Origin of the sequence: Agrobacterium larrymoorei (assembly GCF_005145045.1) — a bacterium.
Taxonomy (GTDB): Bacteria; Pseudomonadota; Alphaproteobacteria; order Rhizobiales; family Rhizobiaceae; genus Agrobacterium; species Agrobacterium larrymoorei.
On sequence record NZ_CP039691.1, the window covers coordinates 2,826,474 to 2,842,127 of the forward strand.

At 59.6% G+C, this 15,654-nt stretch carries 12 protein-coding genes; 4 read left to right on the forward strand and 8 right to left on the reverse strand.

Features of this window, described 5'->3' with window-relative positions; translation table 11 throughout:
* Positions 1 to 14 precede the first annotated feature (14 nt).
* The 3 genes from CFBP5473_RS13675 to CFBP5473_RS13685 all read left to right on the forward strand — a co-directional run bounded on the left by CFBP5473_RS13675 (position 15) and on the right by CFBP5473_RS13685 (position 3,556).
* On the forward strand, positions 15 to 1,199 hold the full coding sequence (locus CFBP5473_RS13675) for an O-succinylhomoserine sulfhydrylase (protein ID WP_027677049.1): 1,185 nt from the start codon (positions 15 to 17) through the stop codon (positions 1,197 to 1,199).
* A gap of 284 nt (positions 1,200 to 1,483) precedes the next feature.
* On the forward strand, positions 1,484 to 1,876 hold the full coding sequence (gene apaG, locus CFBP5473_RS13680) for a Co2+/Mg2+ efflux protein ApaG (protein ID WP_027677050.1): 393 nt from the start codon (positions 1,484 to 1,486) through the stop codon (positions 1,874 to 1,876).
* Positions 1,877 to 1,981: 105 nt separating this feature from the next.
* Positions 1,982 to 3,556 (forward strand): DUF6351 family protein, encoded by a 1,575-nt coding sequence (locus CFBP5473_RS13685; protein ID WP_051441419.1) that lies wholly within the window; start codon positions 1,982 to 1,984, stop codon positions 3,554 to 3,556.
* A gap of 66 nt (positions 3,557 to 3,622) precedes the next feature.
* Here CFBP5473_RS13685 and CFBP5473_RS13690 read toward each other — a convergent pair whose 3' ends face one another.
* From CFBP5473_RS13690 to CFBP5473_RS13700, 3 genes are all read right to left on the reverse strand, one after another.
* A complete protein-coding gene (locus CFBP5473_RS13690) occupies positions 3,623 to 4,609 on the reverse strand; it encodes an Hsp33 family molecular chaperone (RefSeq protein WP_027677051.1) in 987 nt (328 codons plus the stop codon).
* A 263-nt stretch (positions 4,610 to 4,872) separates the two neighbouring features.
* Positions 4,873 to 5,790 carry an ornithine carbamoyltransferase gene (argF, locus tag CFBP5473_RS13695; protein WP_027677052.1) on the reverse strand — a complete coding sequence of 306 codons (918 nt, stop codon included), beginning with the start codon at positions 5,788 to 5,790 and terminating at the stop codon, positions 4,873 to 4,875.
* Between the two features lie 62 nt (positions 5,791 to 5,852).
* Positions 5,853 to 7,061: an aspartate aminotransferase family protein gene (locus CFBP5473_RS13700; protein WP_027677053.1), complete on the reverse strand. Its 1,209-nt coding sequence runs from the start codon at positions 7,059 to 7,061 to the stop codon at positions 5,853 to 5,855.
* A 445-nt stretch (positions 7,062 to 7,506) separates the two neighbouring features.
* Here CFBP5473_RS13700 and CFBP5473_RS13710 point away from each other — a divergent pair, with 445 nt between their 5' ends.
* Positions 7,507 to 8,043, forward strand: a complete 537-nt coding sequence (locus CFBP5473_RS13710) for a GcrA family cell cycle regulator (protein ID WP_027677054.1) — start codon at positions 7,507 to 7,509, stop codon at positions 8,041 to 8,043.
* Positions 8,044 to 10,151: 2,108 nt separating this feature from the next.
* Here CFBP5473_RS13710 and phoB read toward each other — a convergent pair.
* The 5 genes from phoB to pstC form a co-directional block, all read right to left on the reverse strand.
* On the reverse strand, positions 10,152 to 10,835 hold the full coding sequence (phoB, locus tag CFBP5473_RS13715; RefSeq protein WP_027676016.1) for a phosphate regulon transcriptional regulator PhoB: 684 nt from the start codon (positions 10,833 to 10,835) through the stop codon (positions 10,152 to 10,154).
* A gap of 131 nt (positions 10,836 to 10,966) precedes the next feature.
* Complete coding sequence (gene phoU, locus CFBP5473_RS13720; RefSeq protein ID WP_027676015.1) at positions 10,967 to 11,680, reverse strand: phosphate signaling complex protein PhoU; 714 nt, start codon at positions 11,678 to 11,680, stop codon at positions 10,967 to 10,969.
* 92 nt (positions 11,681 to 11,772) lie between these two features.
* Positions 11,773 to 12,588 (reverse strand): phosphate ABC transporter ATP-binding protein PstB, encoded by an 816-nt coding sequence (gene pstB, locus CFBP5473_RS13725; protein WP_027676014.1) that lies wholly within the window; start codon positions 12,586 to 12,588, stop codon positions 11,773 to 11,775.
* A gap of 15 nt (positions 12,589 to 12,603) precedes the next feature.
* On the reverse strand, positions 12,604 to 13,926 hold the full coding sequence (pstA, locus tag CFBP5473_RS13730; protein ID WP_027676013.1) for a phosphate ABC transporter permease PstA: 1,323 nt from the start codon (positions 13,924 to 13,926) through the stop codon (positions 12,604 to 12,606).
* Positions 13,923 to 15,407: a phosphate ABC transporter permease subunit PstC gene (gene pstC / locus CFBP5473_RS13735; protein WP_027676012.1), complete on the reverse strand. Its 1,485-nt coding sequence runs from the start codon at positions 15,405 to 15,407 to the stop codon at positions 13,923 to 13,925. The genes pstA and pstC overlap by 4 nt, the downstream gene beginning before the upstream one ends.
* Positions 15,408 to 15,654: the final 247 nt, after the last annotated feature.

A 15,654-nucleotide genomic window follows, 5' to 3' on the forward strand; every position in this document is an offset into this window, starting at 1 on the left:
TTGAAGGTGATGACATGAGCAAGAAATGGCGCCCGGCAACCCAGTTGGTTCACGGCGGAACGCAGCGCTCCCCTTACGGTGAAACCTCGGAAGCACTCTACCTGACACAAGGCTTCGTCTACGAAAGCTCCGAAGCTGCCGAAGCGCGCTTCAAGGGTGAGACCGAAGGCTTTATCTATGCGCGCTATGCCGGTCCGACCAATGACATGTTTGAAAAGCGCATGTGCCTGCTGGAAGGTGCCGAAGACGCCCGCGCCACCGCGTCCGGCATGGCCGCCGTCACCGCTGCCATCATGTGCCAGTTGAAGGCGGGCGACCATATCGTTGCCGCCCGTGCGCTCTTCGGCTCCTGCCGCTGGGTGGTGGAAACGCTTGCTCCGAAATACGGCATCGAATGCACGCTGGTCGATGGCCGCGATCTTGCCAATTGGGAAAAGGCAATCCAGCCGAACACCAAGCTGTTCTTCCTCGAAAGCCCGACCAACCCGACGCTCGAAATCGTGGATATTGCAGGCGTTGCCAAGCTTGCCAATCAGGTCGGTGCGAAGCTGGTCGTCGACAACGTGTTCGCCACGCCGCTCTTCCAGAAGCCGCTGGAACTGGGCGCGCATATCGTCGTCTATTCCGCCACCAAGCACATTGATGGTCAGGGCCGCTGCCTTGGCGGCGTGGTGCTTTCCGACAAGAAGTGGATCGAGGAAGAGTTTCAGGATTACTTCCGCCATACCGGCCCTGCGCTTTCGCCTTTCAATGCCTGGACGCTGCTGAAGGGTATCGAGACTATGCCGCTGCGCGTGCGCCAGCAGACGGCCAATGCGGGTAAGATTGCCGATTTCCTCGCCGATCAGGGCAAGATCGCCAAAGTCATCTATCCGGGCCGTGCCGACCACCCGCAGGCGAATATCATCGCCCGCCAGATGACCGGCGGCTCGACGCTCGTCTGCTTTGAGCTGAAGGGCGGCAAGGAAGCGGCGTTCAAGCTGCAGAACGCGCTGGAAGTCGTCAAGATTTCCAACAATCTGGGCGATGCGAAGAGCCTGATCACGCATCCGGGCACCACCACGCACAAGAACCTGACAGACGAGGCGCGTGCCGAACTCGGCATTTCCGGCGGCACGCTGCGCCTGTCCTGCGGCATCGAAGATACCGACGATCTGCTGGAAGATTTCGCCGCGGCGCTGGCGAAGGTCTCTGCCTGATAATCGAAAGCCCAGCCTCAGCGCCGGGCTTTTCTTCTTCTGGAGACGACCTGAGGTCGCGAGACCTTTTATTATGCGCCGTGATTTTCGCGCGGAAGATGCGCATTCTTCTACGATCTTTTCACGATTTTGTGTGTATTGGGTGTAGCAACAACCCGGATCGCCAGACATTCAGCGCTCTAACACATTGAAACTACGCATCACCTCACACGAAATCGATTCCGATTTGCGCGCCAATGCGCTAGTGTAGATTGGTGAAGGCGAAATTACTCAAGGCCGCGTACATGTATCGTGCATTGACGAGAGAGATAGAGGTCACAGTCGACCCTTATTATCTTGAAGAACAATCTGACCCGGATGACAATCGTTACGTCTGGGGATACACGGTCGTCATCTCGAACAACTCTGGCAATGCCATCACACTCGTCAACCGTTATTGGCACATAACCGACCAGAACGGACAGGTGGACGAGGTTTCCGGGCCGGGCGTGGTGGGGGAGCAGCCGCATCTCAAACCCGGCGATACCTATGAATATTCATCTGGCTGCCCGCTGGATACGCCGTCCGGCATGATGTTCGGCCATTACGAGATGCAGTCCGATACCGGCGAAGTGTTCATCGTCGCCATTCCCGCCTTCTCGCTGGATAGCCCCGGTCTTGCGCGGGTGCTGAACTGATCTAGCCAACAGCTTTGGTTATGAATCGCGCCCGTTTCGTTATTTGTCCTCGCTGAAACCTTGCGGCACTCTCGGTCCGTCACAGGTTTCTCGGGAGGAAAACACATGACGCGATATTACTTGCTGGCAGCCACTGCCATTGCAGGCCTATTGGTAGCAGCGCCCTCCATGGCGCAAAATCGAAGCCGCTTTATCGATCAGGACGGGAGAGACGATCTGAAATCGGCAACGGTTTCGGCAAACATCTCCTGCGCGATGTTGAACAATCGTCTGATGGACGAGGTGACGACGCTTAGTGCCCGGCATGTGGAGGCAACCGACAAGCTTCCAGGCTATTGCCATGTGACGGGATATATTCGACCGCAAATCCGTTTCGAGCTTGCGTTTCCGGACCAGTGGAACCGGCGTGTCTACATGTTCGGCAACGGGGGATATGCTGGAGAAGATTTGGCCGCGCCATCGCGCATTGAAACCCGCAATGCAGCACTTTCGCGTGGATTTCTTACCGTCCAGCAGAATACGGGACACGACGCGCAGACCTATAATCTCGGCGATTTCGCCTCCGATATGGCGCTTCTGATCGATTACGGCTCGCGCGCGGTGCATGTTACCGTCAATACGGCGAAGGAACTGGCCGAAATCTATTATGACCGGCATCCGAGCTTCTCCTATTGGGATGGCTGCTCTACCGGCGGGCGGCAGGGCTTGATGGCGGCGCAGCGTTATCCGGGGGATTTCGACGGCATTCTTGCGGGCGCTCCGGTGCTGCGGTTCAGCGATACCGGGCTGTGGAACATCTGGAACGCCCAGGCGCTGGCCAAAGCGCCGATCAGGAAGGCGCAGCTTCCCGCATTGGCGAAAGCGGTGATGGAGAAATGCGATGCCATCGATGGCGCGAAGGATGGGCTGATTGCCGATCCGCGACAGTGCACATTCGACCCCGTTGCCGACCTGAAAATCTGCGAGACCGGCGGCGACGACTGCTTCACCAAGGCGCAGGTGGAAACCCTGAAGACCATAGCGGGTGGCGTTCAGGTGAATGGAAAGCAGGTCTTTCCGGGCGTCGTGCCCGGAACCGAGGGTCTGGACCCTGCCGGGGTAAGCGGTTGGGAAGAATGGGTGATCAGCGAAAAAGGCCCGAGCCGACAGCTGGCCTATGGCGAAACCTTCGTGAAGAACATGGCGTTGCTGCCCGCCTCCGGCAAGCAGCTGGACTGGAAGACCTATGATTTCAACACGCAGTTCGAAAAGACGGGCATCGTCAAGGGACTGGTGGATGCGGACAATCCCGATCTCAGTGAATTCCACAAGCGCGGCGGTCGGATGATCACCTATTTCGGCTGGTCCGACCCAGCGCTGAACCCGCTGATGGGCGTGGAATATTATGAAGCCGTGCGCAAGGCGATGGGCGAGAAGGAAACGGAGAACTTCTACCGTCTGTTCATGGTGCCCGGCATGTTCCACTGCCGCATGGGTTATGGCACCGATACGTTCGATGCGTTTACGCCGCTGATGGATTGGGTGGAGAACGGCAAAGCGCCGGAGGTCATTCAGGCCAAACAGGTCATCGCTGGCAAGACAACGATGACCCGACCGCTCTGCCCCTACCCCCAATCGGCCAAATATTCCGGCAATGGCGACGTGAAGGATGGCAGCAACTTCGCCTGCGCGGCTCCTTGATCTCAGCGAAAAGCAAGGGCGGGATGATGATCCCGCCCTTTGCTAAATTTCGAGCCGTCCTGAGGCTCAGGCCGTCAGCTCTTCCACCGGAAAGCGGTAGGTGGTGGAGCAGAATTCGCAGCTCACTGCCACGACGCCGTCTTCCTGGCTGTCTTCGATTTCCTCTGCGGAGAAGCCGGAGAGCACGCCCTTGATCTTGTCGCGCGAGCAGCTGCACTTGTCGATGATGGCCTGCGGCTCGTAAACGCGCACGCCCTGTTCGTGGAACAGGCGGAACAGCAGCCGCTCCACCGGCACCTGCGGGTCGGTCAACTCGTCCGTGTCCACCGTGTCGATCAGCGTGACGGCTTCGGTCCAGGCGTCGTCTTCCGACTGTTCGAAGGTGCCCTCATCGCCATCGCCGCCGTGAAGATCGCGGTTGCGCAGACGCTCCGGTGCCTGCGGCAGGAACTGCGCAATCAGGCCGCCCGCACGCCAGCCATGGCGCGGCTTGCCCTCGGCGTCGCGGTCGAAGAACTCGGCCACACCGAGACGCACCCTTGTCGGAAGCTGTTCCGACTGGCGGAAATAAACGCCCGCAATTTCCTCCAGCGAAGAGCCGTCCAGCGGCACGATGCCCTGATAGGGCTGCATGCCCATACCCTGATCGATGGTGAAGGCAAGGATGCCGGTGCCCAGAAGCTGTTCCGGCGAGGTCTGCCCTGCCGCTGTCGCTTCCGCCAGACGCTCCTCATCGAAGCGGGCATAGGCGCGCATGTTCTGCGGCGCGCTGAAATCCGCCACCAGCAGATCGACCGGGCCATCGCCCTTCGTCTGCACCGTCAGCTTGCCGGAAAATTTCAGCGAGGTGCCGATCAAAGCCGTCAGTACAAGCGCCTCTGCCAGCAGGCGGGCGACGACCGGCGGATATTCGTGGCGCTGAAGAATGGCGTTCAGCAGCGGGCCGACCTGCACGGCGCGACCGCGAACGTCCAGCCCTTCCACCTGAAAGGGGACAACCTTGTCATCGCCAGCGAAATCGAGATCGTCCAGTTCTACGGTTACGTCTGCCATGGTCCTACTCCTTCACGCCTGCTTTCCGATATTGCAGAAAACGGCCACTGCCATAAGCGGCGGCTCTAAGGCTCTAATCGTCAGTTTTCGCAAAGATAGAGCGGAGACTGGCAAAACAAAACCACTCCCGGCTCATTTGTCACGATAAACAATGGATGAAAGGCTGCCGAAGAGACCGGCAGCACTGCTTGGCCTAGAAATGGGGAGCCGTGCCGGAAATTCAAGTTTCCGGCTCAGCCAAGCCTCTAAGGCAAAGCGAAGCGTCAGATGACGCCCATGCACCAGGCGATGACGGCCTTTTGCGCATGCAGGCGGTTTTCCGCCTCATCGAAAACCACGGACTGCGGGCCGTCGATTACCGCATCCGTTACTTCCTCGCCGCGATGCGCAGGCAGGCAGTGCATAAACAGCGCGTCGCCATTGGCCTTCTTCATCAGCGCATCATTGACTTGGAAGGGCTGGAAGATGTTGTGGCCGCGCGCCTTGTGTTCCTGGTTCATCGAAACCCAGGTATCCGTCACAATGCAATCGGACCCGGCAACCGCGCGGTCGGCATCATGGCACAGCATGATTTCGCCGCCATTGTTGCGCGCCCAATTGAGATACTTGTCCAGCGGCTCCGAGCCCATGGGCACGGCCATGTTCATCTTGTAGCCGAAGCGTGCCGAGCCTTCGACCAGCGAATGCAGCACGTTGTTGCCATCACCCGTCCAGGCAATCGTCTTGCCCTTCACCGGGCCGCGATGTTCTTCGAAGGTCATGATATCGGCCATGATCTGGCACGGATGCGTCTCGTCCGTCAGGCCGTTGATGACGGGCACGGTCGCATGTTCTGCAAGTTCCAGCAGGCGCGAATGGTCCGTGGTGCGGATCATGATCGCATCGACATAGCGCGACAGAACCTTGGCCGTATCGCCAATGGTTTCGGCGCGACCGAGCTGCATTTCGGTGCCGGAGAGAAACAGCGTCTCGCCACCCAGCTGGCGCATACCGACATCGAAGGAAACGCGGGTACGGGTGGACGGCTTTTCGAAGATCATGGCCAGCATCTTGCCCGCCAGCGGCTTGTCCGCCATGCCGTTCTTCGTTGCGATCTTGCGTGTCTTGGCGTCTTCGAGAATGACCCGCAGGTCTTCCGAACCGACGGCCGAAAGGTCTAGAAAATGCTTTGCAGATGCCATTTCAATATAGTCCCATGGATGCGGGCCACCCTATGCCGGCCCTCGCGCGCCTCTTTGAAAAATCAGGCGCTCTTTGCCAGTTTGGTGGTGAGTGCTTCGGCGGCCTTTTCGACGCGCGCCAAGCCCTCGCGAGCCTCTTCCGCAGTCACGACCAGCGGCGGCAGAAGGCGGATGACGTTATCGCCAGCCGGAACACCCAGCAGATGCTCCGCACGCATGGCCTGAAGCAGATCGCCCGAAGGCACCTTGGCCTTGATGCCCAGCAGCAAGCCCTCGCCACGGATTTCCTCGATCACGTCGGGATAACGATCCTTCAGTGATGCCAGACCCTGACGGAAGACGAGCGCGACATCGCGCACATGCTGAACGAAACCATCTCCCAGCACGATATCCAAAACTGCATTGCCAGCGGCCATGGCAAGCGGGTTGCCGCCATAGGTCGTGCCATGCACACCCGCCGTCATTCCCGAAGCCGCTTCTGCCGTTGCAAGGCAGGCGCCGAAGGGAAAACCACCGCCGATGCCCTTGGCAACGGCCATGATATCCGGCGTCACACCCGACCATTCATAAGCGAAGAACTTGCCCGTGCGGCCAACGCCGGTCTGGACCTCATCGAAAATCAGCAGCAGGCCATGCTCTTCGCACAGTGCGCGCAGCGTCCGCAGGAATTCCGGCTCAACGACGCGGATGCCGCCCTCACCTTGAATAGGCTCGATCAGCAGCGCCGCCGTTTCCGGCACGATGGCCGCCTTCAGCGCTTCCAGATCACCGAACGGCACCTGATCGAAGCCTTCGACCTTGGGGCCGAAACCTTCCAGATACTTCGCCTGTCCGCCAGCCGCGATGGTTGCCAGCGTGCGGCCATGGAAGGCGCCTTCGAATGTGATGATGCGGAATTTTTCCGGGTGGCCGTGCGTATAGTGGTAACGGCGCGCGGTCTTGATGGCGCATTCCAGCGCCTCTGCGCCGGAGTTGGTGAAGAACACCTTATCCGCAAAGGTTGCATCGGTCAGCCGCCTGGACAGCACTTCCTGACCCGGCACTTCATAGAGGTTGGAGAGGTGCCAGACCTTCTCGACCTGACCTTTGAGCGCCTCGACCATGTGCGGATGGCTGTGGCCGACGGAGGTGACGGCGACGCCTGCGCCGAAATCGAGATATCGCTCGCCGCTTTCCGTGATCAGCCAAACGCCTTCGCCTCGGTCGAAGCGCAAGGGGGCTCTGGAAAACGTATCGAACAACGACCCAGTTTCGGGCGAAGTTTCGGCCATGGCTGCATCACTCCTTACGTCAGGTCGGTCAAGACCTCTGTCAATAGGGCTAAGGGGTTATCCCTGCCCTGAAAATCAAAAATGCCGCCTCGCGGCGGCCTGCATGTTCTCTTCACTGCAAGCGCACTATTGTCACTTCGCCGTCGGATGTCAACAAATCTCGGCACTTGAGCGCTTTCTCAAGCCTTAGTAGAGGCTGGGCGCCGAGCCACCAACTGTTGCCTTTCTGACTCACAGACCAAGCAAGTTGGGGAAAACCGAGAAATCGATTCCAGATGATTCCTGCGACTCTTGTCACGGAGTCAACCGGCGATTAGGTTAATCGTCAATTACTAGACTGCAATGCGGCGGAACTAGTCACCTACAATCTGGCAGATGCTCTGCGCGTGGTTTGCTCCACGGCATTGGAGACGGATTCTGCCTGAGCGACGAGCGGAGAAGCGGTATGAACTGGACGGATGAACGGGTTGAAAAGCTCAAGAAGCTATGGGCCGAAGGCCTGAGCGCAAGCCAGATCGCAGCACAGCTGGGCGGCGTCAGCCGCAACGCCGTCATCGGCAAGGTGCACCGGCTGAACCTGCCGGGCCGCGCCAAGGCTGGCGGCACGGTTGCAACCTCCCGTCCTGCGGTAAAGCGCCCGGCCTCCGCGCCACAACGCCCGGCCAATTTCGCCGCCGCCCGCCCGGCAGCAAACCGCCCGGTTCCAGTGCGCACCTCCGGTGCCGTCGCCTTCAAGGAAGACATGGACATCGACGCGGTCGAGACGCTCGAATATGCGCGCCCTTCCTCCAACGTCGTCATCCCGATCTCCCGCCGCCTGACGCTGACGGAACTGACCGAACGCACCTGCAAGTGGCCGGTCGGCGACCCGCTGAAGGACGACTTCCACTTCTGCGGCTGCGAAGCTTCCGAGTCTTCGCCCTACTGCAAGTTCCACGCCAAGATGGCGTATCAGCCCGTCAGCGAACGCCGCAAGGCCTGATGGATTTGGCGACATTTTGAGTTTTGGAGAGCGGGCTTCGGTCCGCTTTTTGTTGTGTGGGTGGTGGATTTTGTTTTCGTGGTGAGAGGATATCTGGGTGGTAAAAGGTCTGGGTTCTATTATCAGACCCGGCGTCCTATTTTTGCTATGGACGCGATAAAATGAAACCCCTCACTTGCAATTTCTAACACTTAGCTGGCGCTAAGGTGTTGAAATTGCTTTCTCTCCCACCCCTTCGGCGGGCTCAGGATGCTGGGGGAGAGATAACCTGCCGCACCCTTGCGGCGTTTTCTTTTTGATGGCGTTGAAACGGTGCCGCCTTTTCCTCTCCCCTTGTGGGAGAGGATAGAAAACCTCGATCTTCGCAAGGCGAAATCTTAGGTTTTCTTGGTGAGGGGTTCTCCCTCGCAAACAAAATGTCAAAAATCCCGGCCAGCTTCATGCCAAGCTTCGCCGTTCACGCGGCAGCATCTGCCCGTGGCTTGATCTTCTCATTCTCTCCATCGCCTTGTTCGGGCCATGGCATTTCGGACGGGGCGCAGAAAGCTGCCTCGTTGGGTAGTTTAGTATGTGGCACCTCTCAGCGCCCCGTTCGGCTCTTTCGGCAGAGCCGCAATCCTCTTGCCACGGCTGGCATAACCCGGATGGCAAGGGTTAAAAACCTTGCCGGAGAACCGGTCGGACTTGATCAAGGCCCAACCCTTCCCATCCGGGTGCGATGATGGTTGCCCGCCATCGCCCTGCCAGTTCAGCCACACCTGCCTTCGAGGATGCGGGCGCCGAACATCTCGTACAGCCCGCAGTCCCGATCCGTTCTCCGCAAGGCTCCCACTCGCCAGCACGTTTCGAGTGCTGGCCAGATGGTTGCCTTACGATCCGTCCGTTCACCTTTTCGGGGTGAACGCGGCAGATGCAGCGTCTTCCTGTGTACCGCCTGACTTTCGCTTCTATCTTCATGATCGCGTTCGACCATGAGACGATGAGCTGTCGGTACGCCCGGCGGCGAAATCCTGACGGATGGATCGAAACCCGACAGCCGTTGTTCGCACCGCCGCTTGTCGATCCGGCCAGGTCGGGCATCGGGAGAACTGCGCCAGCCGGTCCGAAACCGACGCCATGTCCTCCTCCCGTTGCCGCCGGGGGGATTGCTGCTCGACCCTGGGAATGGAGAGGCCGCGTAACCTCCTCACCCCCAGCACCGACCCCGCCTCGCCGCAACGCCTTGCGGTGTATCCGCGGCGGGATGAGGGGGAGTGTACGGGTGGTTTTGGGGGTGGGGAAAAATGTTGGGGGGATTTTTTTTTTGAAAAATTCTTTATGCTGGGATTTGTCCCATTACGGGGCGGGTCACTATTGGGCGTGCTGATGCGGCCGTAATTCGGCAACAAGGCTAAGGCACCCACTGCCGTCATCCTCGGGCTTGGCCAGCTGCTGTCCGGTTTAAACTGGGCGGCTAGTTTGGAACGAGAACAGCTGCCCCACCCGTCACCCCGCACTTGATGCGGGGTCCAGCAGACGCGCGTCTGCGCGTCGAAAAAGTCTTTCAGACCAAAGACTTGGTCTGGCTGGATCCCGGATCAAGTCCGGGATGACGGAAGTGGGGCTGCACTTTCGCCACCCCGCAGCAAACGCGGTCAAAGCGTGTCCCAACCGGATTTCAAGGATGGAACTGCAATGCATTCAAAGCCTTGCCGCGCATCCGCACATCCGCACATCCGCACATTTAAACCGGACAGCGGTGGGCTTGACCCGAGGATGACGCGGGTGGGGTGTGCGTTGGTGGGCAGAGGTTACCCCTCACCAAGAAAACCTAGGACTTCGCTTTGCGAAGTCGAGGTTTTCTATCCTCTCCCACAGGGGGAGAGGAAAAGACCGCACCGTTTCTACCCCATCTTCGCGTTTACGATCCAGTAAAAGCGGCGCCGCGGGTTACCTCTCCCCCTGAGCTTGTCGAAGGGGTGGGAGAGGAAGAAAAATCATGATCTTAGCTTTAGCTAAGTCATAGATTTTTCAGGTGAGGGGTTGTGCTTCGACCGCGAACTCGCAAAAGGCAAGTGGTCACGTCCGAGGATGGCGATGGCGGTTGGAATGAGTGCCAAAGACCGCAATCACGCTTCCATCGAATATCCAGCGCCGCGCACCGTGCGGATGACGTCCTGCATGCTGGAGAAGTTGAGGGCTTTGCGGAGGCGGCCGACGTGGACGTCTACGGTGCGTTCGTCGACGTAGATATCGTGGCCCCAGACGCCGTCCAGCAGTTGCGAGCGGGAGAAAACGCGGCCCGGCGAGGTCATGAGGAATTCCAAGAGGCGGAATTCGGTTGGGCCGAGGCGGACTTCGCGGCTTTTGCGGTGGACGCGGTGGGTTTCGCGGTCCAGTTCGATATCGCCGCATTTGAGCACTGAAGACAGCACTTCCGGCTTGGCGCGGCGCAGCATGGCTTTGACGCGAGCCATGAGTTCCGGTGTGGAGAAGGGCTTGACCACATAATCATCCGCGCCGGTGGCCAGTCCGCGAACGCGTTCGCTTTCTTCGCCGCGGGCGGTCAGCATGATGATCGGCAGGCGCTCGGTTTCGGGGCGCATGCGCAGACGGCGGCAAAGCTCGATGCCGGAGACGCCGGGCAGCATCCAGTCGAGGATCAGCAAATCCGGCGTGCGTTCCTGAAGGCGAATTTCCGCCTCATCGCCGCGCGGGATCGTATCGACGTCATAACCTTCGGATTCCAGATTGTAGCGAAGAAGAACGCTAAGGGCCTCTTCATCTTCGACAACTGCAATTTTAGGCACCATTGGCTTCAAACTCCGCCAGTCTTCTCTGGAGCGTCAGTCCCCCCGGACCCATGATGACGCTCCAGCGTGTTGATCCAAGCATCGAGCCTTTCGAAGACCTTCCCGATCTTTCCAAGCCGATGCTGCAAAACTTATTCCGTGACAGCGCCGAGCGTGTTGGAGCTATCGTCCTTCGGGCGCTCGCCTTCCGGCTGGCTGCCGGTCGTCATGTAGTAGATCGTTTCGGCGATGTTGGTGGCGTGATCGCCGACGCGCTCGATGTTCTTGGCGCAGAACAGAAGATGCGTGCAGGTGGTGATGTTGCGCGGATCTTCCATCATGTAGGTCAGGAGCTCGCGGAAGAGCGAGGTGTACATGGCGTCGATTTCCTCATCGCGCTCGCGGATGGCCTGAGCCTTTTCCGCAGAACGGGTGGAGTAGACATCCAGCACTTCTTTCAGCTGCACGAGCGCGAGTTCGGAGAGATGCTCTAGGCCACGGGCGAGCTTGCGCGGAACGCCGGTTCCGGCAACCGCGATCACGCGCTTGGCAGTGTTCTTGCCGAGATCGCCGACGCGCTCCAGATCGGCTGCGATACGCAGCGAACCGATGATTTCGCGAAGGTCGGCAGCCATGGGCTGGCGCTTTGCGATGGTGACGATGGCCTTATCGCCGATTTCACGCTCGGCATGATCGAGGATCGTGTCGTCGGAGATGACTTTCTGGGCAAGAGCCGCATCGGAATTGACCAGCGCACGCACGGCATCGGCGCACATCTGTTCGGCCAGACCGCCCATTTCAGCGATACGGCGGGTGAGGAACTTCAGCTCTTCATCATAGGCTGACATGATATGGGAATTTGTCATGTTCGAATTCTCCGGTTTCGAAACGCCTTGCCGCAAGCCCACCTTCTGGGCTCGAGCGGCTGGCGCGGTGTGATGACGTCACTCGTGGCTGATCAGCCGAAGCGACCCATGATGTAATCCTGGGTGCGCTGGTCATCCGGGTTGGTGAACATCTTGTCCGTATCGTTCTCTTCCACCAGGTGGCCGAGGTGGAACATGGCCGTGCGCTGCGAAACGCGGGCGGCCTGCTGCATGGAGTGCGTGACGATGACGATGGTATAGTTGGCGCGAAGCTCGTGAATGAGCTCTTCCACCTTGGCCGTCGCAATCGGGTCGAGTGCCGAGCAGGGCTCGTCCATGAGGATGACTTCCGGCGAAACGGCAACGGCGCGTGCGATGCACAGACGCTGCTGCTGACCGCCGGAGAGACCCGTGCCGGATTCGTGCAGGCGATCCTTGGCTTCGTTCCAGAGACCAGCCTTCTGCAGGCTCTGCTCCACGATCTGGTCCATATCCGCCTTGTTGCGGGCGAGACCGTGGATCCGCGGGCCGTAGGCGATGTTTTCGTAGATGGACTTCGGGAACGGGTTCGGCTTCTGGAACACCATGCCGACGCGGGCGCGAAGTTCCACGACGTCGATGGACGGATCGTAGATATCGTCCTGATCCAGCGTGATCTTGCCGGTGACGCGGCAGCCATCGATGGTGTCGTTCATGCGGTTGAGCGTCCGCAGGAAGGTGGACTTGCCGCAACCAGAAGGGCCGATGAGAGCCGTTACCGTGTTTTCGCGAACATTGAGGTTCACATCGTAAAGGGCACGCTTTTCGCCGTAATAGACGGAAACGTCCTTGCCGATCATCTTGTACGAAACTTCATTCATTTTCTTGTCCAGCGCCTTTTCAACTGCTGCTTCCGACAACATGTTCATAGTTCGGTTCTCCCTCTACCAACGACGCTCGAAGCGGCGGCGCAACAGGATTGCTCCAACATTCATGACGAGGAGGAACAGAAGCAGGATGATGATAGCGCCAGATGTCCTTTCGACAAAGGCGCGTTCCGCTTCGTTCGCCCACATGTAAATCTGCACCGGCAGCGCCGTGGACGGGTCCATGGGCGTCGTCGGATAGTTTGCGACGAATGCGACCATGCCGATGAGGAGCAGCGGTGCGGTTTCGCCGAGGGCGTGCGCGAGGCCAATGATGGTGCCGGTCAAGATACCGGGCATGGCGAGCGGCAGCACGTGATGGAAGATGGTCTGCATCTTGGATGCACCGAGACCGAGAGCCGCAGCACGGATGGATGGCGGCACGGCCTTCAGGGCAGCGCGGGTGGCGATGATGATGGTCGGCAACGTCATCAGGGTCAGCACCAGGCCGCCGACCAGCGAGGCCGAGCGCGGGAAGCCCATGAAGTTGATGAAGACCGACAGGCCGAGCAGACCGTAAACGATGGAAGGTACGGCGGCCAGGTTGTTGATGTTGACTTCGATGAGGTCCGTCAGGCGGTTCTTCGGCGCGAATTCTTCCAGATAGATGGAGGCTGCGACGCCGATGGGCAGCGAGAGCACCAGAACGATCAGCATCATGTAGAAGGAGCCGATGAGGGCAACGCCGACACCTGCGGCTTCTGGACGGCTGGATGCGCCGTTGAAGAAGATGCCGGTGTTGAACTGTTTGCCCAGCTGGCCTTTTTCCACGAGCTGGTTCATCCAGCCGACCTGCTGGTCGGAGATGCGGCGGTTCTGCTGGTCCACCGTCATGTCGATCTGGCCCTTGAAGGCGCTGTCGACATCACCTGAGGCCAGAAGCGATACGGTGCGCGTGGTGCCGATGACGCTTGGGTCGGAGGTAACGATGTCACGCAGCTGGGTGCGCACGCCATCCGAAATCAGCGCGTTGACGGCGCGAAGACCGGTGCGGTCATCCAGCGAAACGCCAAGCACCTTTGCCAGCGAGTTGCGGGCGACGACCGGATAATTGGCGGTCATCAGCTTGGAGGGGTTCTGTGCGCGCACATTGTCCGGATCGATGATCTGCTGCGAGAACTCGACCGGGATGGTGATCATCGTCTGCTGGAAGGCGGTATAGCCTTTGCCGACAACCGACCAGAGCAGAAGGAAGAGAAACAGCAGGCCAAACGAGATGGCGGCAAGACCATAGGCGCGGAAGCGACGTTCTGCAGCGTAGCGGCGCTTGATGCCGATATCGCGACGGACCTTCTTCGTTGCGGCTGGGGCAAGGCTGCCCGGAGTAACGACCTCGGTCATTCGTACTGCTCCCGGTATTTGCGCACGATGTAGAGCGCGTAGATATTGAGGCAAAGCGTGATGGCAAAGAGGGTGATGCCAAGCGCGAAGGCAACGAGCGTCTGCGGCGAGGTGAACTCAAGGTCGCCCGTCAGCTGGCTGACGATCTTGACCGTTACCGTCGTCATCGGCTCGAACGGATCGAGCTGTAGGCGGGCGGCGACACCGGCGGCGAGAACCACGATCATGGTTTCACCGATGGCGCGCGAGGCGGTCATCAGGATGGCGCCGACGATGCCTGGCAGAGCGGCGGGAAGGATGACCTTCTTGACCGTTTCCGAACGAGTGGCACCGAGACCGAGCGAACCATCGCGAAGAGCGCGGGGAACGGCGGTGATGATGTCATCCGACAGCGAGGAGACGTATGGGATCAGCATGATGCCCATGACGAAGCCTGCGGTGATGACGCTCTGTGCCTGGATGAAGTTGGAGTAATCGCCCGTCGTCAGGCCGTTGATCTGGGCGGAAATGTCACGCAGGAACGGGCCGACCGTGGTGAGCGCGAAGAAGCCGTAAACGATGGTCGGGATACCGGCGAGAACTTCGAGCAGCGGCTTTGCGATGGAGCGGAAGCGCGGCGTGGCATACTCCGCCATGTAGATGGCCGAGAACAGACCGACCGGAACAGCAACCAGCATGGCGACGAAGCCGATATAGAGCGTGCCGGCGAGAAGCGGGATGAGGCCGAACTGACCGGAGCTATCGGTGGAGCCAGCCGCGGCGAAACGCGGGTCCCATACGGTTCCGAAGAAGAACTCGTGCGCTGGCACCATGTTGAAGAACTGGATCGCTTCCGTCAGCATGGACAGCACGATGCCGATGGTGGTCAGGATCGCGATGGAAGAGGCGACGAGCAGCGCGCCGAGAATGACCTTCTCCACCGTGTTACGGGCACGGAAGCGCGGAGCGATGCCGCGCAGCGCATAGAAGGCACCGCCGAGGGCTGCTAGAAGAACGACGGCGACCATGGCGAGGCGGCTGGTTGCCGTCAGCGTGTTCAGCGTTTCCGCTGCTTCGACCATATAGGGCTCTGGATCACCGGCGATGGCGACGCCCTTGGAGGCCAGAAGCGCGCGTGTCGTGGCCGGATCGGCCTTGACCTGCGCATATTCTTCCGAAGACAGGCGGTCGAGACCGCGCGCAATGGAACCGACCATGCCGTATGTCAGGCTCTGCTGCGCTTCCGGCTGCGCCTTGATCTCCTCGGGGAAACCGGCACGAACCGAAGACGTAATGATCATGGGGCTGATGACGAGCCACAGCGCCAGAATGAGCGCCGAGGGAATGATCGCCCAGACGAGGACGTACGAGCCGTGATAACCGGCGCGGGAATGCATGCTGGAGGGACGACCGCCCGCAAGCGCCACGGCGCGGCGTGTGCCGAGCACGTAGCTGGCGATGCCAATCAGCGCCAGTATAGCCAAAAGAAGGGATGTGTTCATGGAGACTTTCCTCGGCGCACCTAAAGGTACGATGCGGTATCAGATACTTTGCAAAGATGCGGACCGCTTCAGGCTGTGAAAGCCATCAGCACCGTCTTTCTATTCAGCGCACGCATTCCGGGTTGATACATCATATTTATCGGCGGCTTGGTCTTACGATAAATAGGAACTGTCAACCCTCGGTCCGCACCACCCTGCCCGCAATCGCACATTGCCAACAGGAAGGATGGTAAGCGCAGCAATTATG